Origin of the sequence: Keratinibaculum paraultunense (genome assembly GCF_016767175.1) — a bacterium.
Lineage (GTDB): Bacteria > Bacillota > Clostridia > Tissierellales > Tepidimicrobiaceae > Keratinibaculum > Keratinibaculum paraultunense.
Genome location: NZ_CP068564.1, coordinates 189274 through 213990 on the forward strand (window position 1 = coordinate 189274; position 24717 = coordinate 213990).

The window sequence follows — 24717 nt, forward strand, 5'->3', positions numbered from 1 at the left end:
TTTATAAAGGAGAATATATATGAACAGAAAAATTTCAATATTACTATTATCCATATTTATATTAAATATGTTTATGCCTACTGCTTTAAGCTGTGCTAAAAATATTAGCTATACTGATATAAATAAGCACTGGGCTAAAGGGGATATATTAAAGGTGTCAGCCTTAGGCTATATGGAAGGTAGCAAAGGGAAATTTTATCCTAATAGAAATTTAACCTATGGGGAGCTATTAACTACAGTTATTAGAGCCATAGGAAAAGAAGGGGAAGCTCAAAGGGCTGAACCTAAAAATTATATAGAAGGTGTATATAAAGTAGCTTATAGCTTAAAATTAATAGAAAAAGGCAAAGGTTCTAGCAAACTTTGCCCTTCCCCTAATACTAAAGTAACAAGAGCAGAAGCAGCAAATGTACTAGGAAGAGCCTTAGGAGTAGAGCCTCCCCTAGGGCATGAAATACGAGAAGTTAAAAAATTTAAAGATTATAATAAAATAAATGATTATAGATTGCCTTATGTGGAACTGATTTTGCAAAAAGGCTATATGAAAGGAAGATCTAATACTATATTTGATCCTAATAGTTATATTACTAGAGGAGAATTTGCAAAAGTTTTATCCAATGCTAGTGATGATTTAATTCATTTTATAGGTATAACTAAAAAAATGGGACAAGTATCCAATAAAGAATTAGGAAACATTACCATATACAATACTGATACTACAAGCACCATAGTAGGATATAAAGGGGAAGATGCTTTCCCAGTACAAAAAAATAAAAAAATTTATTCATCAGAAGTAATAAATGTAGGAGATTTTATTACCTATTATATGGACTCAAATGGGAAAGTTATATATGGAGAAATAAACACTAATAAAGAATCCACCATAAAGGGTACTATTAGGCAAATTGATTTAAAAAATAGAGAAATTACCTTATGGGGCTATAACAATAAAACTTATAAATTTAAGCTGGATCCTTTTATAGATATGGAAAATCTCTACTTTGAACAAGAGGTTTCCATTGTAACAAGAGGAAATCAGGTGGTTAAAATAACTGCATTTGACAATATAGATCCAGAAAGGGATGGATCTATAATTCCAGGGACTAGATTTAGAGTAGGCACAGTACTTTCTGCATCGAATGATGAAATACAGATTAAAACTAATGAAGGAATAGAAAAATTTCAAATAGATCCTTTTTATACTACAGTATATAAAAGAGGGCAGAGGGCAGAACTATTTCAATTAAAAGAAGGAGATAGAATACTTTTAACTTTTGATGATATATATTCGCCTTTAGTTTCTGAAATAAAAATAGAAGATGAAGAAAAACATATTCAAGGAGTAATTAAAGGAAAAATAGAGTTGGTAGATTCAAGAAACAAAGAAATCCTAATCTCTGAACCTTATAGATTGGACAGAGGTAAGTGGATACCAATGAATGAAAAACAAAAGCTAAAATTAGGCACAGGAATAATCTATGAAGGCGGAAAAAAATTAGCCCTTCAAAATTTAAATAAAAGAAAGGGAGAAGAAGTTTATATAGCTTATGAAAATCCCTATGGATATATGAGCATATCTAAAATGCTTTTAAAATCTGGACCTTCTATGGAATATAAAGATAAAATTCAAGATATAGATTATGGTATAGGAAAAATAGTAGTGGATACTAATTCTTTCGATATTCATGATGGTACCATAGTTATTAAAGATAATAGATTGGTAGATCCTTTAAATTTAGACTTTAACCAAAATGTATATTTAGTTTCAGATTATAGATATGGTAAAAAAGGAGCTAGTGTAATTGCCATAGAAGATGTAGGCATAATAGATGACAGAATAGATGGTACTAAACTATTAGTATATAAGGGGAAAATAGAAGATATATTTGATCATAAATTAACTTTAGGCAGATATAATTATAAATTAGATAAAGAAATATTAACATCTTCTGGATTTAAATCTAATCCAGGTTCTGAACAATTTACATTAACTTTAGATACATTAATATACGATAGTCAACTGGAAAAACAAGTTCCCACTAAATCCTTCTTGGATTCTAGATATATAGATATTATAGATATAAAGGATAAAGAATTAAGGGAAAGAATAGAAAAAGATTATTATAAAAATAAACCAGCATATGTAGTAGCAAAAGATACCCCTTATGGGAAACAAATACTTGCTATAAATTTAGTGCCTCAAGATTTAAACAAATACAATGAAACTGTAAGACTAGACCAAAGTATATCAGGAGAAATAAAGGAAATAAATGAAGATAACAAGACTATCACATTAACTAATACTAAAAGCTACAACAATTTAACTGGAAGATGGGAATATATTGAAGACAAGAACTTAAATTTAAATAAGGCTATAATTATAGTAAATGATAAACCGCTCCCTATAGAAGAAATATATAAACTTAGAAATAAAAGCAAAGCTTATGTAATAGAACATAATGATTCATCAGTAGATATACCTTATATAATATTGATAGAGGATTAAAGTTTTAAATTAACAATGTAAATTTAAGAAAGGAAGATATAATTATGAAAAAATCAATATTAACCCTAGCATTAGTACTAACACTTATACTAGTCCCCTTTGCATCCTTTGCATTAGAGCCTCCAGGCTATGAAGGAGGTATAAACAATGAAAACAATTATAAGGAAGTAATATTTATAACAGGAGAACCTATAGAGATGGAAGGGACTTTTACTAAAAATATAAAGGAAAGAAATAAAAAAGGAGTTAGAGAAAAAACCTATAATTACAATTATGACTTAAAAAATTTAAAACTAGGTGCCACATTAAAGAGGAAAGTTACATTGACAGAAACTTATGAAGCTAATGGGAAGCAAACCACCTCTCAAAAAAATTTGGATAAATATTCGGAAACTTTTAAAATAGGTAATAAAACCTACAAAGTGGATACTGAGGACTATCAGTGGAATCAAGGGCAAGTAGTACAGGAAACTGGATTAGTGGAGTATTATGCAGGAGATTGGTCTGCAAGGAAAACTTATAAGGTAGACAAAGGAGAAGAAATAGTAGCAGTTCAAACTATAGGAAATTTAGTAGGATATGATAGCCCTTGGTCAGCTACTCAAACTCAAACAATACACTATATAATAGAAGGCAACAATAAACTTAAAGAAGAAGATGCTTGGGAAGGCACTGCTACAGTAGAAACCTCCTATAATAAAACTAAAGATTACAACTATGTGGAAAATGTTCCAAATCAAATATCTTTTAAGGGAGGATTCATGCTTACAGAAAAGCATGACAATGTGCTAAAATATTCATATGATCTTCCAAAATTAGAAGGTACAGGAAGAAATATGGGTCAAGGTTCTATGGGCATAGACACTAATCCTATAATTACAAGATTAAACATACCAGCTTTAAGGGATATAAGAGGATTAGATTCTGAAAAGGAGATAATGTTAATAGCCAGTATGGATGGTTTCCCTCTCAATAATCAAATATTAGGTCCTCATACATCGGTAAGTAGAGGAGATTTTGCTAGGGCTTTGGCAAACACTATGGATATAGAACTTCCTGAAATGGAAGAAGAAACTAATACTAGAAGAAGCAGAAGAAACAAAAAGAATGAAGAAGAAAAACCAAGATATATAGATGTGCCTAAAATTCACAGAAACTATCCTTATATAGAAGGAGTTTCCCAAAGAAATATTATGATAGGGGTAGGCAAAGGCAGATTTGAACCTGATAGGGAACTAACTAAAGCAGAAGCTACTACCATACTTATTAGATTATTAGGATTTCAAAATTTAGCTCCTATAGGAAATTATTCAACAGGGTTTAAAGATGATTCAAGTATTCCTCATTGGGCAAAAGACCATGTGTATATGGCAAAGGAACTTAATATAATACCAAAAACGGAATATTTTTATCCCAATAGAGCCATTACCAAAGAAGAAACAGCTCAGCTGTTGGTAAATTTTATAAACTATTTGCAGGAACAATTAAAGTATGATTATAGAGAAAACATACTAAATAATTGATAATAGGCATAAACTTAGTGCTATACTATTAAAACAAATGGGGGTTTAATATAATGAAAAATAAATTTCGTATAAAAAAGATATTATCCTTTATATTAGCTGTAGTAATATCCATATCTATCCTTCTTCCCTTGCCAGTTTTTGGGGAAGCTGTAGCAGAAGATGATTCTCCTGTAGACTTAGTATACTTTGTTCAAATTATGGAATTTATAAAAAGTAATTATTTCAAAGATGTAAAGGAAGAACAGCTACTTGAAGGAGGCATTAAAGGACTATTTTATTATTTAGATGAAAATAGTAGCTATTACACTAAAGAGGAATTTGCACAACTTTTAGAAGAAATAACAGGAGATTTTGTAGGGATAGGAATATTTTTAAAAGAAGAAGATGGTAAAATAATTGTAATAGACACTATAAAAAATGGTCCAGCCCATAAAGCAGGAATAAAACCTAATGATGTAATAATAGAAGTGGATGGACAAGATGTAAGGGGATTATCTTTAGAAAAAGTAGTAGATTTAATGAAAGATAAACCAAATACTAAAATGAATATAAAGGTTCAAAGAGGAGACGAAATTAAAGAGTTTACATTAACTAGAGCAATTATAGTTTTAAGTACAGTAGATTATGAAATATTAGAGGATAATATAGGCTATATAAAGTTAAGTCAGTTTTCTCAATACAGCTATAATGAGATGATAAATGCATTAAAGGAACTTGACAAACAAAAAATTTTCAGTATAATATTAGACTTGAGGGGGAATCCTGGAGGACTACTGGATTCCGTACTAGACATTTCTCGGTTATTCATTCCAGAAGGACCTATAGTTCACATAAAATATAGGAAAAATAATGTAGTAACCTATTACTCTAATTTAAAGAAGCCTAAGTATAAATTAGTGGTATTGGTAGATGAAAATTCTGCATCTGCTTCTGAAATATTTGCAGGAGCAGTTCAAGACAGAAAAGCAGGTACTGTAGTAGGGGTTACTACTTATGGGAAAGGCACAGTACAGCAGATAATACCATTACTTAAAGGAGATGGAATGAAATTAACCATAGCAGAATACTTAACCCCTAACAAAAGAAGTATAAATGGAAAGGGGATAAAACCAGATATAATAGTAGAAAACAAATCTGGGAAGGATTTACAATTAAAAAAGGCAGTGGAGTTATTAACAAAATAAAATTTGTAACACAATTGTAATAGTATTCCAGTAAAATTTAGTGTATAATAGTATCACGTAAAGGAAATTTATCCTTTGCAATTAATATTACAATTAGATTACAATAGCATTCAAGATATTGACCTTATAATATCTTAATGCTATAATACTTTATAGACTGCAAATGATACATATTTGCAACTATGAAGAAAAAATTTCAAAAATATTAAAGGAGGTCTTTGAAAAATGAAGAGAAAACTATCATTACTTTTAGCAGTAGTAATGATTCTAGGGAGCTTCTCAATGGCTTTTGCAGCCGAGGAAGAAGTAAATCCTGCGAAGTTCCTAGAAAAAGAAGGAATATTAGTAGGAAATGAATCAGGCGATTTAATGCTTGATGAGCCACTACTAAGAAGAGACGCAGTAGTTATATTAAGTAGACTTATGAAAGCAGAAGACGAAGCAAAGAACTTTAAAGAAGAAGGTCTACCAACATTTAAAGACATAACAGACAAATACTACACACCATACTTAGCTTGGGCTCAATCCAATAAGTATATAAAAGGACACACAGAAGAAAAATTTGGTTTCAATGACAATCTAACAACTAAAGAATTTGCAGCAGTTCTTTTAAGAGCTCTAGGCTATTTAGAAGAAGCAGATGATTGGGAAGAATTATTTATAAAAGCTAAAGATTTAGGAATACTTGAAGGTGTAGAAAAAGAAGCAGATACAAAATTAGTAAGAAGAGAAGTAGCACAAATGATATACAACGCTCTTGGCGTTAAAATGAAAGATTCAGACAAGACATTGGCTGAATTCTTAGGAATTGAAATGCCAGAACCAAGCGTACTAGAAATAGAAGAAGTAAAAGCTGAAAACTTAAAGGAAATTACAGTAGTACTTTCCAATGCTAAATTAGTTAAAAATGAAATAGCAATAGAAGATGCAGATAACTACAGAACAAATGCTGGTAAAGTAGTAGACGTAAGACTTATTGATAATGAATTAAGATTACTATTAGATGGTGAAATGAAACAAGGCAAGAAATATGACTTATCAATCAAAGATGTACAAAAAGAATTAGATGGTAAGTATGAATTTGTAGCTTATGATAATGAAGCACCAAAAGTAGAAGAAGTTAGAGTATTAGGTACACAAGGTATAAGAGTTACAATGTCAGAACCAGTTAAGAATCCTCATGAAAAAGACTTTAGATTAGATGGTAAAAACTTTGTAATGAGAGTTAGAAACTATGGTAGAGATATTACTTTAATACCTTATAGAGAAAATGGAAAATTTGAAGAAGGCGAACATGAATTAACAGTAGGTCAATTAACTGACTATGCAGGATTCAAATCAAAAGAAGAAAAATTTGACATAAATATAGTAGAAGATACTACTAAACCAGTAGTTAAGAGAATAATAGCTAAAAATAATTCTGTAGTAGTTGAATTTGAACAAGAAGTACATCCAGATTCAATAAATAAGACTAATGTATCTTGGACACAAGTAAGAGGTAGAAAAGCTACTGAAGCTGATGGATATGAAATTTTATCAGGAAATAGAGTAAAATATACTTTTGGTAAAGCAAAAGAATTACCAAAACCAGAAGTAGAAATAACAGTAAAAGGTGTTAAGAACTACTCAGGATATGAAATGGATCCACACACAGAAGTTGTACCATTAACACTAGATTTCTCAAGACCAGAAATAGTAGATTGGAAACTACTAGATGATGATGTAATGAAATTAGTATTTAGCAAAGATTTAGACAAAAAGACAGTAGAAGATACATCCAATTATGTATTAAACAAATATAATGAAAGTAAAGAAACATATGAAGAAATAAGATATGCTGTTAAATCTGCAAAATTAGGAGATGCTAACAATATAGTATTAATTGAATTCAGTGAACCTTTTGTTCAAGGTGGAAAATATAGATTAGATGTATCAGGATTAAGAGATGACACTACTCTAAGAAATAGTATGATTGATGACGAAATATTCTTCACTTATGGAATAGGTGAAAACTTAGATGTAACAGCAGTAGTAAAAAGAGATAAAGAACAAATTATATTACTATTCAACAAAGACTTAGTTAGAAGAGAAGCAGAAGAATTAAGAAACTATGAATTTAGAGTAGACAATAAAGATGGCAAACTATTAAGAGCAGAAGATTTATCAAGAGAACCTAGTGTAATACTATACGGTGATGGAAGAACTGTAGAAATCAACTTACCAGGAAACGAAAGAGATATACACTCAGTTGTATTAGGACTAAATATAACATCCTTAGATGGAAATAGAATGGAAGATAGAGAAGTTGTACTAAAAGAATCTCGTTTAAGTATAACAAGTGCAGTATTATCTAAAGATGGTAAGACTATAACAGTAAGCTTTAACCAAGAAATAACAAAAGCACCAGAAAAAGATGAAGTAACATTAGAAGGTGCAGAGAAAGCATCAGACTTTAAAGTTGATGTAGTTAGAGGAAAATTAGAAATAACAGGATTTACAGGAGTTCCAACTAAAGTTGAGATAAAAGCAGGTTCATCAATAGAGTCTAAGTATGAAAATGGAAGTATAACTAAAAAGGCTATGAGTAAAAATATAACAGATGAAAGAGCATTAGATGCTGAAATAGAAGCAAAACTAGATGCAGATAACGAATTAACAATAAAAGTTACACTAAACAAAACTATAACTGCAAGTCAAGAAGATAAAATAGATGTATTAGTAGATGGTAATCTAATAGGCACTCTTGGAAGCTTTACTAGAGCTGGTAAAGAATACACACTTGAATTAAGTAATCAAGCAGGTGCTAAGAAAGTAAGAGTAGTTGGAGAAGGATTAGATGAAACAGTAGAGGTAGGACCAGCAGTACCACCAGCACCAGTAGAACCTAAAATAAGCTCAGCTAAAATAGTAACAGCTGGACAAGATTATGAAGCAGGAGTGCAAGCAGTGCAAGCAGAATTGACTATTGATACAACAACAACAACACTTGATAATAATACTAACATAGAGATAACATCAATAGAAGGTAGTAAATCAATATCTGATACTATAGATATTAGTGATGTACTTGATGATAATGATCCAACTAAAATAGACCTTAACAAATTAGCGACAGCTATAGATAATTTAGGACTAGATATAACTGCAGAAGTGGTAACAGACACAAGTGGAACTAATTTAGTACTAAAAGGTTCAGAAGATGGAACAAACAATATTAAATTTGAACAAAGTACTACTAGTCTAACTACTGTTAATGGTACAAATGGTACAGAAGGTAAACCAGCAGTGCCAGAAAAACAATTAATCCAACAAGAAATAGAATTTGGTTTCACTGCTGTACCAGGAATGTTAGAAATAGGGCAAAAAGTAACTATAAATGGTACTAGTAGTGGTGTTACTGGAGAAATAAAATCAATAGATAGAACAAATAAAACTGTTGTAGTAAAATTAGATAAAGATTTAAACGATTCAACAAAAGTACAAAAATTAGCAGTAGGTGATACTATTAATTCATTTGAGGTAACAACAGAAGGATCAATAACAGTTACAATACCATTCGCAACAGCTACAGGAGTAACATTGCAATAAGATACAAGAAAGACTAAGATTTTATAATAGATGAAATAAACAAAGAACCCTAAAGGAGAAATCCTTTTGGGTTCTTTTTATTTGAAAATACAGCATATAGTGATACAATAAGAATAAGATGTATTAATAACATTTTAGGAGGGATTTCATGTTTAAAAAGGATAGGTTTAAAAAGGTATTGGTTCTTTCCATAGTATTAGTACTAGCTTTAAGTACTATTGCTATAGCTGCTAATGAGGTTTACCAGAAGAAACTTACAGCTACCATTGGTAGGATTAAGTTTAAAGTGGATGGGGAAGATGTAACAAAGGAAATTGAAGAAAAGTATAAAGCACCTGCATTTACAGTTAAAGAATTTGACAGCCGTTCTTATGTCCCTGTAAGGGCTATTGCAGAGCTTATGGGTATGGAGGTCAAATGGGATGATAAAACTCATACAGCAGAGATTATAGATGTTAAATCCAAGGTCTATGAGGAGGAAATAAAGAAAAAGGATAAAGAAATAGCTGAATTAAAAGAGGAAATTAAAAAATTAAAAGAAGAAGTTGTAGAAGAAGATAAATTGCAAGTTTTAGAGGATAAATTAAACAATAAATATGGTACATACAAGGATGTAAATTTTGATATAACATTAAAAGAAAGTAAAAACAATATTGATGTGAAAATATTAATAGACTTAAAGAATTATAATCAGGAGAAATATTGGAATAAAATGGATGTTAGCACTAAAAAAGCTATGATAGAGGATATAGTGGATACTATATCTAAAGAATATACTGACTACAATATTCATGGAAATATATATGACTTATATTATAAGAAGGAATTATTTACATTTAACAAGCCTAAAATTGGCAAACTAAGCATTACCCATGATGATAGATATACTGGCGGTTCCTATGATTCCTATATAGATGAAGTAATATATGATGAATTTTATTATTATGGAATAAAGGATGTTTATATGTCTAATCTTGATGTAGACAAATATACTATATATTTTGATATTAATATTCCTTATAGATATAGAAGTGAATGGAGAAGTTTAAGTAAAGTTGAAAAGGAAAATATATTAGACAGGATATCCAATAGAATAATGTATGATTACTACTACGATTATTATGATTACTATGATTATTACAGATATAAAGATGTAAAGATTAGGGTTTATGTAGATGGTGAGTATCAAGGACAATATATAAGATACTATAATGAAAGTACTGGAAGCTTTAATTAGTGGGACAGGGGGTCTGACCCCCTGTCCCACTATTTTTTTTTCATATTATATTAGCTAGTATATTAGATAATACATTTGCAAAACTTAAATCTTTAATTCCAAATTCTTTAATTCTTATAGAGGAAGCAAGATAAATAATTCCTTTTATTTCATCTTCAAATATAATTGGTACAGCTAATAGGGAATTCCAATCTGGCAATCCAGTAATATTATCATATCTTTCTACTTTATCCCAATCTATCATATAAACACCTTGTTTAGTTTCAATTACAGATTCTACTATATTTTGATTATAATCAATGTTATCTATCCACTGTTCTTTATGAATTTTTCTTCCATATTTTTTTACTATTTTTCCATTATTGATTAGAAATATTATTCCTAATTGTGCTTCCAACAGTTCTATAACCCTTCCAATAAAATAATAAATCTTTTTATCTTTATCTATATTTTTGGTGCTAAGTTCTATTAATTCTATAATAGCTAAAACATTTCTTGAGTCATGCACTTCATTTCCTGTTAAAATTCCATCTATAGTATTTATTGGCTTAACTATATTTGAAAAACTTTCATTCCAAAGTTGAGATCTATTTTTGCCGGTTTCTTTAGCAATGTATAATGCTTGGTCTACTTTTTCTATAAGTTCATTTGTAGTCTGCCCATGAGCGGGATAAGATGCTACTCCCATACTTACAGTAATATCTATTTCTTCTGCTAGTATTTTTTCATTTTCAATTTTTTTTCTTAAATTTTCTGCTATAGTTAAAGCTTCATCAGCATCAGTATTGGGAAGTATTATTAAAAATTCTTCTCCTCCATATCTTCCTAGAATACCTTTAGAATTTATACTGTTCATAACAATTTTTGAAATTTTTTGTAATACTTTATCACCTGTTAAATGTCCAAATTTGTCATTTACTCTTTTAAAGCTATCTAAATCATACATTATTATGCTAAATGTTTCACTATTATTTCTTGCTCTATTTAATACATTTTGTAAAGTATCTTCTAAATATTTTCTAGTTAATGCTCCTGTTAATTTATCAGTAGAAGCTTCAATTTCTAGTTTGCGTTTTTCTAATATTAAATATAATAAATTGGAAAAATGTAAACATATTTCAAGTCCTTTTTTATTTATGTTATTGAGCACTTTATTAGATTCTAAATATAGATAACCTAATATGCTTTGAGTAGAGGTTGAATTATTATTAATGATTGGCATGCATAAGTATGCCTTTTTATCTTTTAATAAATAATCAATGTCATTGTTTTTATATGTTTCTTTGTTTGATACTAAAATGGGTTCTTTTGTTGCTCTTATTTTATCAAAAATGTATTTATTATCTAAAATATTAAAATCATTTCCAATAGAATAAATTATATTTAAATCTTGTTTTTGTCCTTCTATAATTATTGCTCCTTTTGTGGCTAAGGTTATTGAAATTAAATATTTAGTTATCATGTCAATATCTTGGCTAGTATTACCAGTTAAATTTGCCAAAATATCCTTTTCAGTGTATATACCTTTTGGCATAAGCTGTTTGCTTAAAAAGTATAAAAAGTTCTTATTATTAATAAATTTATTTATAGAATTGTTGTTTATTAATTCATTTAATTCTTCATGAGAATTTATATAAATATTAGTTTCAAATTTTGTATTATTTAAAACATTGCATTCATCAATATATTTTATTCTATAAAAGGGTAAACCAAGTTTATAATTATTTACAAATTTAAGCCTAAATTCTTTTGGAATTTGATATATTAATTTTTTAATTGTATTGCAAGCTTCTATATAATAGCTTACAGCTAGATAGTAGTTTTTTTGATTAAAATAATAATTACCTAATTCAATATTTATATTTGCAGTAAGTTTTTTACTTTTTTCTTTTTCAGCTAATTCTAGTGCTTTTTCAAGCATTAGTTTTGAGTTATTTTCTTCAACAATGGCTTTAGTATAGTAATATTTAGCTTTAATTTTAGAATCAATTGATTTTGATATGTATTCTTCAGCTTTTGCTAATAATTTTTTGCTATTTTTAGTATCTTTTTTTTCTTTTAATATTACTGCAGTTTCGCACAATCTATTTATTTTTAAATTGTGATCTTTAAGTTTATTTATATAAGTTAAAAATTCTTCAATATTAGAATCATAAGTATTTTTTTGTTTCAATCTTATACTAATTATGTTAGAATCAATTACATTATATATATTTAAAGCATTATCTTTACTTTCATAAAAGCTGATTGCTTTAGAATAAAATTCATTTGCTTTTTCAAAGTCTCCATAAGCATTAAATAAATTTCCTGCTGATCTATAAAATTGGGGTATATATATTCCTCGATCTGGGTATTTTTCTAAATATTGTTTAGATAGTTTATAATAATTATATGCTTCGTAATAGTTATCCATATCTACGCATAAATCAATTAATGAAATATATAAATAGAAAATCATATCTCGGTTGTCTAAATCTAGTGATTTTTCTAAAGCAATTTTAAAATGCTTGTAGGCTTTATCATAATTTAATTTAACATAATGAATAGATGCAATATTTATTAGTCCCAGCATTTCACCATTGATTAAATTATATTCTTCTCCTAAATTTCTAACTTTGATAAAGTAGTTTAATGCTTCTTCCAAATCATGATAATAATCTGAATAGATAGTTCCAATATTATTTAATGCAATCAATATTCCTCTTGTATAATTGATTTTTTTAAACAATTCTATACTTTTTTTATATAATTCTACTGCTTCTTCAGTTTTATTTAAATGAGCGTATGCAAAGGCTAAGCTCCTATAAGCATTTCCTTTTATTTTATCAAATTTATTACCACACTCATCAATTACTTCTAATAAAAGCTTTATACTTTCATTAAACATATTTTTAGTTATAAGTTGAGTTGCTTTAATTCTTTTTAATTCTAAACTAGCTTTTTGATATTCAAAGTTCTCTAATGCTTTTTCTACTTTTTTTGTATACTGTACAGTTTCTTCAGTCTTATAAAAAGAGTCTAATATTAGTGCAATATTTATATATATATCTATCAAATGTTTTTGATTTTTTGTTATTTTTGCTAGTTTTTCTGCTTTTTTAAAGTAATCCATTGCTAATTGAAATTTTTCAGTTTCTAAGTAAAGTGTTCCTAATCGTATTAGCAATTCAGTTTTTTCAAGTATATTTGTGTTATCTGTAAATGAAATAGCTTTTTCTAAATTTTTAATTTCACCTTCAATATTTTTTAAATCTCGCATTTTTTCAGCATTTTTTAGACAATACTCTTTTGCTTTTAATTTATTATTTGAATTTTCTAGATGAAATATTATTTCATCAATACTAGGATTTAAATATTTTCCATCTTCAATTAAATCAGCTGCTATTTTATGTTTTTCAATTTTTTCTTTTTTGTCCATTTTGTTATATACTATGAATTTAAGCATTTTATTGTTTATATCATAAACAAAGTGTTCATCTTTGATTATCTTATCTAATATTCCTTTATTGACTAATTTATCAATTAATTCTTTTAATTTATGCTTTTTTATATCAATAAATTCAAATATAATTTCTATGGGTATAGGATTATTAAAAATAGAGATTATTTTTAATATTTCATAACTAACATTATCTAAATCTTTTAATTGTTTCAATAGTACTTCTTTTATATTTTTAGGTATTTTTAAGTATTCATAATAAGAATCTTCATCTTCTGATTTTTTTATATCAATGTTCCATAGTCCATTTTTATCATTTATATATATTTTTTTACTGTTAAATAACTCTTTTAAAATTTCAACTGTAAAAAGTGGATTGCCTTTGGATTGAGCATATATTCTACTTGAAAAAAATACAGGTGTATAGTGCATAGACATTGTTTCTTTAATTAGTTCTCCAGTTTCTTTTAAAGTTAAGTTTTTCATATAAATAGTTTCAGAGTCTTTTCTATTGCTAATATTTTTAATAAATTTTAAAAATTCTTCACGTTCTAAAGCATTTCCTTCTTGGTAAGCAAATATTAACATTATATTTTTATTATCTAAAATAGTTTCACATAAATAAGTGAAAGTATTCAAAGTAAATTTATTTCCATAATTAATATCATCAATTATAAATACGGAAGGCTTGTTTTTTATGCTATCGTTTATGAATGAAACAATTCTATTCAATAATCTATATTCTACAGTAGAGTCCATTAAATATTCTGAATCAGCATAAGACAATGTATCCTGTTTATTCATTGTTTCAGGAAGAAATTTTATAAGTTCATGCTTATATTTTTCAATAGGTTCAGTATCAGATTCAGATATTAATTTTTTAACTAATTCAGTCCACAATTTATTATTGTTATCTTTTGAATTATTTAAAGCAAAGCTAGAGTAAACTTTTGCATTTTTTAATTCTAATAGAAATTGTATTTCATTTAAAAAACGAGTTTTACCTGTACCTAAATCTCCATTTATTAAGAAAATTTTTTTACTAGGCTTAAATTCTATCATAGAGTTATAGGCTTTTACTATTTTGTTAATCTCATCTTCTCTATTTATTAATTTTGTACGTAAATTAAGTTTTTCTAATTCTTTTTTACAAAAAATTTTATAATTTTTGTTTAAAATGTTATTTAATCTGGAAACAAAATTATATATGTAATCTTTTTTATAAGGTTCATTAGAGGTAATAAATTCTTCAATAACTGAAAGTATTTGAATTATATAATCAATTTCTTTAGAAGTATAGTTAGTATTATTGTTTTTAATTTCTTCCATAAAAGATTGCAAGTCTTCTTTTGGATTTAATTCAGGATTTTTCTTTCGAAGCATTGTTAGCAGTATAATAGATAGAGAATATATATCAGATTTTCTGCTGGAGTTATTTTCAAATAAAGCAGTAGGGGATTTAAAATATGAATTATGTATTTTATTGTCCATGTAATAATTTTTTTCTAATTCTACTGTGGCTAGATCATTAAGTTTTATTTCGTAGTCTTTATTTTTTTCTGCAACAAAAATATTGTTTAAATTTAATTCATTATAAGTATAGCCTTTTAGATGAAGATAATTTACAGCACTGCATATTTCAATAAACACATCTATAATTTCAAAGAGGTTCATATTTGAGATGAACTTTAATAGTCTCTTGGGTTTTTCAATGTACTCGTATGTATAAAAATATTGTTCTTCTTTGGCTTCTCTATTGTTAATTTTTAATACTCTATTAAAGTAGTAATCTTTAAGTATATTGCTACAATTGAGATTTACTAAGGATACAAATTCTTTTGAATAAAAATCTATCAATGAGCTTGGTGCAAAGTTAGCATTTATTATAGTTAGATTCATTTTTTTATTTTTATTCCATAGGTCTAAAGCTGTATAAGTTGAGAACATCATATTTTGTTCTTCAATTTTAATTATTCTATATCGGTTATTGAGCAGTTCCATAAAGGGTACCTCCTAAATAATTCTTTATAACATTATATCATAAATACAATACTAAAGTCCTATATAATATGAGACAAAATTACTAATTTAAAAAAATTATGATTTATAGTTAAGAATATTAAACATTTTATGTTTATATGTATTAAAAATATTAAATGTTATAATAATTCAATTTAAGCAATATGTAAAATATTAAAAAAATTTACAATTAATTAATTATTTGTCGAACTATTGAATTTTTTGTCGTTCACTTATATAATGTTAATTGTTATAAAACTAACTATCCATCCATTTCGTAATAATAGAATATAGTGCCGTTTCCAATAATGAAAAGGAGGTATAAAAATGGCAAAGAAAGATACATCAAAGCTTACATTAGTCTCATTAATTCTTATGATCTTTACTTCAGTATATGGATTTAATAATATTCCAAGATCTTTTTATAAGATGGGATATGCGGCAATTCCATGGTTTATTTTAGCTGGAATTACTTTTTTCATTCCTTTTGCATTTATGATGGCAGAATATGGTGCAGCTTTTAAGAATGAAAAAGGTGGAATTTATTCATGGATGGAAAAATCAGTTGGTTCTAAATTTGCATTTGTTGGTACTTTTATGTGGTATGCATCATATATAATTTGGATGGTAAATGTATCATCAGGCTTATGGGTACCGTTATCAAATGCTATATTTGGTGAGGATACAACTGCAAGTTGGTCAATATTTGGACTTTCTGCAACTCAAACCTTAGGAATATTAGGGATATTATGGATATTATTTGTAACTTATATATCTACTAAAGGATTGGATAAGATTAAGAAGATTAGTTCAGTTGGAGGTATTGCAGTTTCAGCACTTAATATACTACTTTGGGTAGGAGCAATTGCAGTATTGATATTAAATAATGGGGAATTTGCAGAACCTATAGTGGGTTTAAAATCTTTTACACAGCCTCCTAATCCAGAATATGCTGGAAATATATTGTCATCTCTTTCTTTTGTAGTTTATGCTATTTTTGCTTATGGAGGTATAGAAGCAGTTGGAGGTTTAGTTGATCAAACAGAAAATCCAGAAAAAACATTTCCTAAGGGTGTAGCTATTTCAGCCGTTATAATTTCAGTAGGGTATGCAATAGGCATATTATTGATTGGTGCATTTACTAATTGGGAAAACGTTATAAATCAAGGAAATGTTCATTTAGGAAATGCTAGTTATGTGGTTATGAGTAATTTAGGTATTGAATTAGGCAGAGCTTTAGGTGTGAAAGAGGCTACAGCTATAGCTATGGGCAAAGGGATTGCTAGATTCTTTGGATTTTCAATATTTTTAACATTAATGGGAGCTTTCTTCACATTAACATATTCTCCACTTAAACAATTAATAGAAGGTACACCAAAGGATTTATGGCCAGGTAAATTAGCTGAGACTAAAGATGGTATGCCAGTTAATGCTATGAAAGTACAAGCTATTATAGTTGTGTTTATAATAGCGTTAGTATCCTTTGGAGGAGATTCAGTATCTAAGTTCTTTGATATACTTGTTATAATGACTAATGTTGCAATGACATTACCATATATGTTTTTGGCAGGAGCATTTCCTTCCTTTAAGAAGAAAAAGGATATAGAGAAGCCATTTGAAGTATATAAGAGTTATAATAGTGCATTAATTTCTACAATAATAGTTGTATTAACAGTTGGATTTGCTAATTTCTTTACAATATTGGAGCCAGCATTAAATGGAGATATTAAATCTGCAGCTTGGTCTATTGCAGGACCAATTATATTTACAATTATGGCTTTACTAATGTATTCAAAATATGAAAAGAAATCAAATAAATTGAAAAAATGAAAGAAGTAGAATCATATAATTAATAATACTTTTATAAAAAGCACCTCACAGGTAAAATACTTGTGAGGTGCTTTAATATTTATTCATAAATTCCATTTACTATTCTTTTGAATCTGCTGAAAGGTACTTGAGGAGATATGCTAAATCTAGGTAATTCATATTTGTTTAAATCTTTAGTTACATATCCTGGTTTAATAGTAAATGCCATTTCGTAACCTGTATCTTTTAAGTATTTAATAGTGTTTTCATCATATACTCCATAAGGATATGAAAAATATTTAGCATTTAATAAATTTTTGCTCATAGTTAAGTCGTTTATAATAGTTTTTTTATCTGAAGCTAATAATAACTTGTTTCCATTTTTATCTACATCATGAAGTTTATATGTATGACTTTCATAATCAAATACATCTTCATATTTATACGCTTCATGTATGCTTAAAGATTGGGTACTACTTGGATTAAAAGATGCTTGTATATCATCTACTCTATATCCTAACATAAATATGGTGCCTCTAAAATTATATTTTTTCATTATAGGATAAGCATATAATGCATTGCTTAAATATCCATCATCAAAAGTTATAACTACAGTTTTTTCTGGGAAAGTAATTTCTCCATTTAAAAAGGATTGCAATTCGTCCAATGTTGCAGTATAAAAACCATTTTCATATAAATAATTCATTTGCTCTTCAAAAGTTTCTAAAGATAATACGCTATTATTTTCAGACCAATTATATTTATCTATGTCTTCTTGTTTTAATATGTGATGATATAAAAGTACTGGAATTTTTTCTGCCTTTTTTTCACTTATTTGATTTTTTAGTTTTAATATTTCATTACGCAATCTTTTATTTTCTTCATGGAGCAATTGATATTTTTCTTCTAAGTTTTCTATATTGTTTTCTGCATAGGCAATACCAATAGTTTGTCCTAATAAAATTATTGTTATTAGAAATATTATTTTTAATTTTTTCATATGAGCACTCCTTTTCTGTAAAATGAGTTGGAAAAACTAATGAATAATAGTACTAGAGATATATCTCTAGTACTATTAAAATTTTAATTATATTATTTCTAAATTATCAGGTTCTTTTGTATCTTCTTCTACTTTTTCTAATTCAACATCTTCTTCGATTGATTGTTCTTTTTCTCGAGTTTCGACTATAAGTCTCATAGCAGTTCTATTTTCTCCGTCAATTTCTACATCTACAAAAGCGGGAATAGTAATTAAATCCACTTCATCTGATGTAATAAAGTTTCTAGCTGATGCTATTGCCTTTATAGCTTGATTTACTGCTCCAGCACCTATAGCTTGTAAAGCTACTTCATCTTCCTTTTCAAGAGCAGCTAATAATGCTCCAGCAACAGAAGCTGGTTTTGAATCACTTGCTACTTTTAATATAGTCATTTAAAACATTTCCCCCTTTTAATATTTCATATTATTGCCTATATAAGAGTATATCATAAAAAAAGGGCTTAGTGAACTACTTATAAAGGATGAAATCAAATTATTTGAAAAGGTAAAAGACTATTGGTAAATATAATGATATAATTTACTTAGCATAGGTATATTCAATACTAATATGGGTATATAATTCAATGTCAGGAGAGATATATATGATATTAGGATGTTTAATTACAATCATAGTTTTTATATTTGTACTTATTATTTTTATTTTTACAGGTACAGCTATTACTTTTAGTTTAATGGCTAGAATATTAATTCCTCTGCTACTTATATGGCTAGGAATAAAGATTATTAAAAGCTTTTGTTAAAATTTTTAAATAATAAAAGGAGTGGTGTTAGTATGTTGTGGAATATATTACTATTGTTTTTTATGATTTCAGCACTTCAACCTGCAATTAAACAGGCAGTATTAAAAGCTTCTAGGCAAAATTTAATATCAAAAATAGAAAAGAAACGTAATTCGAGAGTTATTACCCTTATCCATAGACAAGAGACCATAAGTTTACTTGGATTTCCAGTTATGCGTTATATTGACATTAATGATTCAGAACGAATTATAAGTGTTATACAAATGACAGATCCTGATATGCCAATAGATGTGATATTACATACACCAGGAGGATTAGCGTTAGCTGCTTTGCAAATAGCCAGTGCTTTAAGAAAGCATAGAGGAAAGGTTACGGGGTACATGTACCTTATTATGCTATGTCAGGAGGCACTCTTATAGCTTTAGCAGCAGATGAGATAGTTATGGGAGAACATTCTACTTTAGGACCTGTAGACCCGCAGATTGGGCAGTATCCAGCTCCATCTATAGTTAATGTTCTAAAACAAAAAGATGTTTCAGATATTGATGATGAAACCCTTATATTGGCTGATATTTCACAAAAGGCAATAAATCAGTTGGAAGGTTGTATATTAAAACTTTTACCAGACAGGTATTCTGAAGAAGAAAAGAAAAATATTGCTGAAACATTAACTCAAGGTCGCTGGACTCATGATTTTCCAATTAGTGTTGATATAGCAAAAAGTTTAGGACTTAATGTAAATACTGATGTGCCAAAGGAGATATATGCACTTATGGATTTATATCCTCAACCAGTTAGAAGCAGTTCTGATATAAATTATCAGCCTAAATATAGAGAAAAGCAAGAAAATGGAAATTAATTGCTACAATTTTAAGTATAACTGGCTTATTTGCCTTTTGTAATCCTAATTTTCATGGGCTTTAAGCCAGTTTTTAAAATTTTCTTTTCAGTATTCACCTCCTATATGCCTAAAAATATTCTTTTATATAAAAAATTAGGAAGATTATTCTTTTTTATTTTCTGTGCAGTTTTTTCTATATCGTATGGAAGTCTAATATATTTTATGCTTTTTTCAACAGTATCATATATTACAAAACAACTTTTATTATTATAATCTCTAGGTTGTCCTACAGAGCCTATATTGAATATATAGCCTTTGTTTTCTTCTAATTGTATTTTATAATCGTAATCTATATGAGATGTCATCTCTATCGTTGCAGGAGAGTTACTTTTATCTAAAACATAGTATTTAGGAACATGGGTATGTCCTACAAATAATAATTTTGTTTCCATTACTTGAAAATTTTCGTATGCGTCATATATATTATATAAGTATAAAAATTCTTCTGGGTTTATCAATGTTCCATGAGATATGGTAAAGTTTTCTTCTTTATATAATTTTGTTAATGGTAAATTTTTTAATATATTTTTATTTTCTATTGTTAGTTCATTTATAGTCCAAAGCAAAGCTTCTTTAGCTATTGGATTAAAATAATCTAAAAATTCTATATGTGTTACAGCAAAATCGTGATTACCTTGTATGCAATCATATTTTTTTACAAGCTGTACACATTCGTTTGGATTTGCCATGTATCCTACTATATCTCCAAGAACTATTATATTATTCACTTTTTCTTCAGTAGTTAAATATTCTAATACTTTTTCTAGAGCTTCCAAATTTCCATGAATATCGCTTATTAATCCAATTTTCAATATAGTAGCCTCCTTATATTATAAGATAATAAGACCATCTTACAAGTAAAAGATGGTCTTATTATCTTATTAATTATTTTGCTAATTCGTATATCGCCTTTCCATATATTCTAGTTAAGAGCAATAGATGGTCTATAGATATAAACTCATTTGGCTGATGAGCTAATTCTTCTTGATCTGGAAGTACAGGTCCAAATGCTACTGCATTTTCCATAGCCCTAGCATAGGTTCCGCCACCTATAACTAATGGTTCATTTTCTTCATCTCCTGTTTCTTCTCTATATACTTTCATCAATTTTTGAACTAAAAAATGATCTTCTGGAATATACAAAGGCTTCATTTCATCGTCGTCTTCAATTAGTTCAATCCCTGTACCCTTTAAATTTTCTCTAATTCCATCATATACTTGTTGAGCTGTAAATGTAATAGGGTATCTTATATTTATGGATAGTACTATTTTGTCATCTTCCATGCGTATAACTCCTGGGTTGAAGTTTAATTTTCCAGATACTTCATCTTCAAATCCGCATCCTATTCCTTCGCCATGATGTTTAAAGGCTATTTTTTCATTATACATATTTATGAATTTACATATATCACATTCGCAATCTATTATGGTTCCTAAAAACTGCATTATATAGGTTATAGCATTTTTACCTTTTTCAGGAGTAGAACCATGAGCTGAAACTCCTTTTGCTTTTATTGTGAAAGTGAACCCTTTCCTTTCTAGAATCATTTGATATTGATTCTTTTCCATAAATTTATCAAAGGCGTCTTCCACTAGTTTACTATCTTTAGTTTCTAATGTAACTTCACAGTAGTCTGGAACCATGTTTACTGCACTTCCACCTTTTATATTTTTTATTACTATATTGTTTGCACAATTGGTATTTATGTCTTTAACTAAATCAAATTTGATGATCCCTTTTTCGCCATGAATAACAGGGAAATTAGCATCGGGAGTAAATCCAATATCTGGAGATTTTTCGTGTTCAAAATAATATTTCATACATCCCCAGCCTGTTTCTTCATTAGTACCAAATATAAGTCTTACTTTTTTGTTTAAAGGTACTTTCATATCCTTTAGTATGTTCATAGCATGTAAAACTGCCATAGCAGGTCCTTTATCATCTATAGAACCTCTACCATATAGTTTTCCATCATGTATTTCTGCTGCATAAGGTGGATATTTCCATCCATCTCCTTCAGGCACCACATCTAGGTGAACTAATATTCCTAATGTTTCTTCACCTTCACCAAATTCTGCATATCCTGCATATCCATCTAAATTTTTAGTTTTAAATCCCATTTGTTCTGCTAAATTTAGAGCATATTCTAGTGCTTTATAAGGACCTTCTCCAAAAGGCATACCTTCTTTTGGTTCATCTTCAACACTTTTTATTTTTATAATCTCTTGAGTTGTGGATATTATATCATCTTTTCTTTGTTCTACCATTTCTTTAATATTCATACACACTCCTGGTATTTATAATTACCAGGATTTCACCACCTTTCTTTTTTATTCAATGAATTTAATAAAATCATTGCTTTTTAATATATTAACATATTGTATCAGTCTTTCATATAAAGGCTCTGCTTTTTCACCAAATTTTTCTTCTATAAGTTTACCAATTTGATATATATTATTGTTACCATCTATGTTGCTCCATATAAAGCTACCTATTTCATCTAAATCGATTTTTAAATTTTCAGGAGCAAAGAATAACTTTATAGCTATTTTTTCAATAAAAGAGTCTCTGGGAACTATCAATTGAATATTACCATTACTTTTTACTTTATATTTAATTTTTTCCGATTTAATAGGTATAAGTGTTAAGTAGTTTTTATCCTTTTTTTCTTTTTTATTTCGTATCAATTTTATTATACACCTCAATTAGGAAAAATTATCTTGGGGATGTCCCCAAGATAATTTTTAGTTTTCTTCAGTTTTTTTCCATAGTGAATTTTTTAATAGACTTATTGCCAATAGTGTGAAAAATACTATTGCTCCGACCTTGCCTAAAGCTTCATTACCAAATGCTATTTTATCTGCTACTGTTAGTGCTTCTCCTTTAGCATTTGTTCCAGCTGGAATTATTGCAAGTACTGCAAGTATAATTCCTATAACGCCTTCTCCAGCTATAAGTCCTGAAGAATATAATACTCCGCTGTCAATTTTTTCTTGAGCAACTTTTTCATCTAATTTCTTGTTGTTTTTCTTACTATCTAATATACCTCTTATAATTCCACCTATCATTATAGGGGTACTTAAGTGGATTGGCAGATATAATCCTACTGCAAATGGAAGTATTTGAACTCCTAATAATTCTACTACTACTCCTATACCTACTCCCATAAATACTAATGCCCATGGAAGATTACCTTCCATAACTCCTTCTATTACAAGTCTCATCATAGCAGATTGTGGAGCAGGAAGTTCTTTAGATCCAAATCCCCATGCACTATCTAGTAGAATTAATACCCATCCTATTACTAATGCTGCTGCTACAACACCAATAAATTCACCAATTTGTTGTTTTTTAGGAGTTGCTCCTACTAAATATCCAGTTTTTAAGTCTTGTGACATATCACCTGCTATAGCAGAAATGATACATATAACTGTACCTACCATTAAGGCACCTATCATTCCTTCTTCGCCAGTAAATCCGATAGCTTTAAATATTATACTTGTAATTAGAAGAGTAGCTATTGTCATACCAGAAACAGGGTTATTACTACTTCCTATTAATCCCACAAGTCTAGCAGAAACTGTTGCAAATAAGAATCCAAATATTGCAATTATAATTGCTCCAGCTAGTCCAACAGGTATAACAGGGGTTATTGCTATGAATAATATTATTATTATTATACCAATTAATGCTGTTCTCATAGACATATCTTGTTCTGTTCTCAATGTTGAAATTTCACTATCTCTATTTTTTAAATCTGATAAAGATTCTTTAAAAGTTTTTACAATTAAAGGTAAGGATTTAATAAGGCTTAATATACCTCCAAAAGCTACTGCTCCTGCACCAATATATCTTAAGTAATTTTCCCATATTTCCCAATATCCTAGTTCAAGTAATGGTTTTGTTGCAGGATATATTATATCTGGTATATATTGTCCAAGATGTGCAAAGAGTGGCATAATTACAAACCAACCTAAAACTGCACCTGCAAGCATATATGCAGAGATAGCAGGTCCAACTATAAATCCAACACCTAATAGTGCAGGGAGTACATCAATTCCTATTGCAGAACCTTTATACGGTTTTATTTCCCATTCTATTTCGCTAGGGAATATTTTAAATCCATCAGCTATAAATTTATATAAAGCACCTATTCCTAAGCCAGAAAATACAGTTTTTGCTTTTACTCCTCCTGTTTCTCCTGCTTTTAATACTTCTGCACAAGCTGTTCCTTCTGGATAAGGTAAAGTACCATGTTCATTAACTATAAGAGCTTTTCTAAGAGGAAGCATGAAGAATACTCCTAGTATACCTCCTATAAGGGCAGTAATAGTGATTTCCATCATATTAGGTTCTGCCATTCCTAATTCTTGAGCCCATATAAATAGTGCAGGTAATGTAAATATTGCTCCTGCTGCTAAAGATTCTCCAGCTGATCCTATAGTTTGTACCATGTTGTTTTCGAGTATAGATTCTTTTTTCATTATGCCTCGTATAACACCCATTGAAATTACTGCTGCAGGTATGGAAGCACTAATGGTCATACCTACCCTTAATCCTATATAGGCATTTGCAGCACCAAATACTACAGACATTATAATTCCTAAAATAATTGATGTGGTAGTAAGTTCAGGCATTGTTTCATTTGCTGAAATATAAGGGGTAAATTCATTATTTTTATTACTTTCATTATCCATAAAAACGCCT

At 28.4% G+C, this 24717-nt stretch carries 16 protein-coding genes; 9 read left to right on the plus strand and 7 right to left on the minus strand.

What is annotated here, in order from left to right:
- Window positions 1-19: 19 nt before the first annotated feature.
- From JL105_RS00910 to JL105_RS00930, 5 genes are all read left to right on the plus strand, one after another.
- Window positions 20-2506, plus strand: a complete 2487-nt coding sequence (locus tag JL105_RS00910) for an S-layer homology domain-containing protein (protein WP_132025628.1) — start codon at window positions 20-22, stop codon at window positions 2504-2506.
- Between the two features lie 44 nt (window positions 2507-2550).
- Window positions 2551-4029: an S-layer homology domain-containing protein gene (locus tag JL105_RS00915; protein WP_132025626.1), complete on the plus strand. Its 1479-nt coding sequence runs from the start codon at window positions 2551-2553 to the stop codon at window positions 4027-4029.
- Window positions 4030-4082: 53 nt separating this feature from the next.
- Window positions 4083-5216 carry a S41 family peptidase gene (locus JL105_RS00920; RefSeq protein WP_132025624.1) on the plus strand — a complete coding sequence of 378 codons (1134 nt, stop codon included), beginning with the start codon at window positions 4083-4085 and terminating at the stop codon, window positions 5214-5216.
- A gap of 225 nt (window positions 5217-5441) precedes the next feature.
- Window positions 5442-8804, plus strand: a complete 3363-nt coding sequence (locus JL105_RS00925; RefSeq protein ID WP_132025622.1) for a hypothetical protein — start codon at window positions 5442-5444, stop codon at window positions 8802-8804.
- Window positions 8805-8952: 148 nt separating this feature from the next.
- Window positions 8953-10041: a stalk domain-containing protein gene (locus JL105_RS00930; RefSeq protein WP_132025620.1), complete on the plus strand. Its 1089-nt coding sequence runs from the start codon at window positions 8953-8955 to the stop codon at window positions 10039-10041.
- Between the two features lie 40 nt (window positions 10042-10081).
- On the opposite strand, the gene JL105_RS00935 is transcribed toward JL105_RS00930, so the two are convergent.
- A complete protein-coding gene (locus tag JL105_RS00935; RefSeq protein ID WP_132025618.1) occupies window positions 10082-15481 on the minus strand; it encodes a diguanylate cyclase in 5400 nt (1799 codons plus the stop codon).
- Window positions 15482-15826: 345 nt separating this feature from the next.
- On the opposite strand from JL105_RS00935, the gene yjeM reads away from it, so the two are divergent.
- Window positions 15827-17329 (plus strand): glutamate/gamma-aminobutyrate family transporter YjeM, encoded by a 1503-nt coding sequence (gene yjeM / locus JL105_RS00940; RefSeq protein WP_202690545.1) that lies wholly within the window; start codon window positions 15827-15829, stop codon window positions 17327-17329.
- Window positions 17330-17408: 79 nt separating this feature from the next.
- On the opposite strand, the gene JL105_RS00945 is transcribed toward yjeM, so the two are convergent.
- A complete protein-coding gene (locus JL105_RS00945) occupies window positions 17409-18308 on the minus strand; it encodes a polysaccharide deacetylase family protein (protein WP_132025614.1) in 900 nt (299 codons plus the stop codon).
- Between the two features lie 87 nt (window positions 18309-18395).
- Entirely contained in the window at window positions 18396-18740 is a 345-nt protein-coding gene (locus JL105_RS00950; RefSeq protein WP_132025612.1) for a stage V sporulation protein S, read from the minus strand.
- Between the two features lie 209 nt (window positions 18741-18949).
- On the opposite strand from JL105_RS00950, the gene JL105_RS00955 reads away from it, so the two are divergent.
- From JL105_RS00955 to JL105_RS11510, 3 genes are read left to right on the plus strand one after another with little or no spacing between them, the layout of a single operon-like run.
- The gene (locus JL105_RS00955) at window positions 18950-19108 is read left to right on the plus strand and encodes a hypothetical protein (protein WP_158279968.1); all 159 of its coding nucleotides are present in this window, start codon (window positions 18950-18952) and stop codon (window positions 19106-19108) included.
- Between the two features lie 32 nt (window positions 19109-19140).
- Window positions 19141-19527, plus strand: a complete 387-nt coding sequence (locus JL105_RS11505; protein ID WP_202690546.1) for an SDH family Clp fold serine proteinase — start codon at window positions 19141-19143, stop codon at window positions 19525-19527.
- Window positions 19506-19967, plus strand: a complete 462-nt coding sequence (locus JL105_RS11510) for an SDH family Clp fold serine proteinase (RefSeq protein WP_202690547.1) — start codon at window positions 19506-19508, stop codon at window positions 19965-19967. The genes JL105_RS11505 and JL105_RS11510 overlap by 22 nt, the downstream gene beginning before the upstream one ends.
- Before the next feature lie 101 nt (window positions 19968-20068).
- Here the strand turns inward: JL105_RS11510 and JL105_RS00970 are convergent, their stop codons facing one another.
- From JL105_RS00970 to JL105_RS00985, 4 genes are all read right to left on the minus strand, one after another.
- Entirely contained in the window at window positions 20069-20821 is a 753-nt protein-coding gene (locus tag JL105_RS00970; protein WP_158279967.1) for a metallophosphoesterase family protein, read from the minus strand.
- Between the two features lie 73 nt (window positions 20822-20894).
- Window positions 20895-22292: a dipeptidase PepV gene (gene pepV, locus JL105_RS00975; RefSeq protein WP_132025608.1), complete on the minus strand. Its 1398-nt coding sequence runs from the start codon at window positions 22290-22292 to the stop codon at window positions 20895-20897.
- A 48-nt stretch (window positions 22293-22340) separates the two neighbouring features.
- The gene (locus JL105_RS00980; protein ID WP_237722287.1) at window positions 22341-22697 is read right to left on the minus strand and encodes a PqqD family protein; all 357 of its coding nucleotides are present in this window, start codon (window positions 22695-22697) and stop codon (window positions 22341-22343) included.
- Window positions 22698-22754: 57 nt separating this feature from the next.
- On the minus strand, window positions 22755-24707 hold the full coding sequence (locus tag JL105_RS00985) for an OPT family oligopeptide transporter (protein ID WP_132025606.1): 1953 nt from the start codon (window positions 24705-24707) through the stop codon (window positions 22755-22757).
- Between the last annotated feature and the right edge of the window lie 10 nt (window positions 24708-24717).

Coding starts and splice junctions, on each gene's coding strand:
- JL105_RS00910 (WP_132025628.1), top strand. CDS start 20: ATGAACAGAAAAATTTCAATATTACTATTATCCATATTTATATTAAAT.
- JL105_RS00915 (WP_132025626.1), top strand. CDS start 2,551: ATGAAAAAATCAATATTAACCCTAGCATTAGTACTAACACTTATACTA.
- JL105_RS00920 (WP_132025624.1), top strand. CDS start 4,083: ATGAAAAATAAATTTCGTATAAAAAAGATATTATCCTTTATATTAGCT.
- JL105_RS00925 (WP_132025622.1), top strand. CDS start 5,442: ATGAAGAGAAAACTATCATTACTTTTAGCAGTAGTAATGATTCTAGGG.
- JL105_RS00930 (WP_132025620.1), top strand. CDS start 8,953: ATGTTTAAAAAGGATAGGTTTAAAAAGGTATTGGTTCTTTCCATAGTA.
- JL105_RS00935 (WP_132025618.1), bottom strand. CDS start 15,481: ATGGAACTGCTCAATAACCGATATAGAATAATTAAAATTGAAGAACAA.
- yjeM (WP_202690545.1), top strand. CDS start 15,827: ATGGCAAAGAAAGATACATCAAAGCTTACATTAGTCTCATTAATTCTT.
- JL105_RS00945 (WP_132025614.1), bottom strand. CDS start 18,308: ATGAAAAAATTAAAAATAATATTTCTAATAACAATAATTTTATTAGGA.
- JL105_RS00950 (WP_132025612.1), bottom strand. CDS start 18,740: ATGACTATATTAAAAGTAGCAAGTGATTCAAAACCAGCTTCTGTTGCT.
- JL105_RS00955 (WP_158279968.1), top strand. CDS start 18,950: ATGATATTAGGATGTTTAATTACAATCATAGTTTTTATATTTGTACTT.
- JL105_RS11505 (WP_202690546.1), top strand. CDS start 19,141: ATGTTGTGGAATATATTACTATTGTTTTTTATGATTTCAGCACTTCAA.
- JL105_RS11510 (WP_202690547.1), top strand. CDS start 19,506: ATGTCAGGAGGCACTCTTATAGCTTTAGCAGCAGATGAGATAGTTATG.
- pepV (WP_132025608.1), bottom strand. CDS start 22,292: ATGAATATTAAAGAAATGGTAGAACAAAGAAAAGATGATATAATATCC.
- JL105_RS00985 (WP_132025606.1), bottom strand. CDS start 24,707: ATGGATAATGAAAGTAATAAAAATAATGAATTTACCCCTTATATTTCA.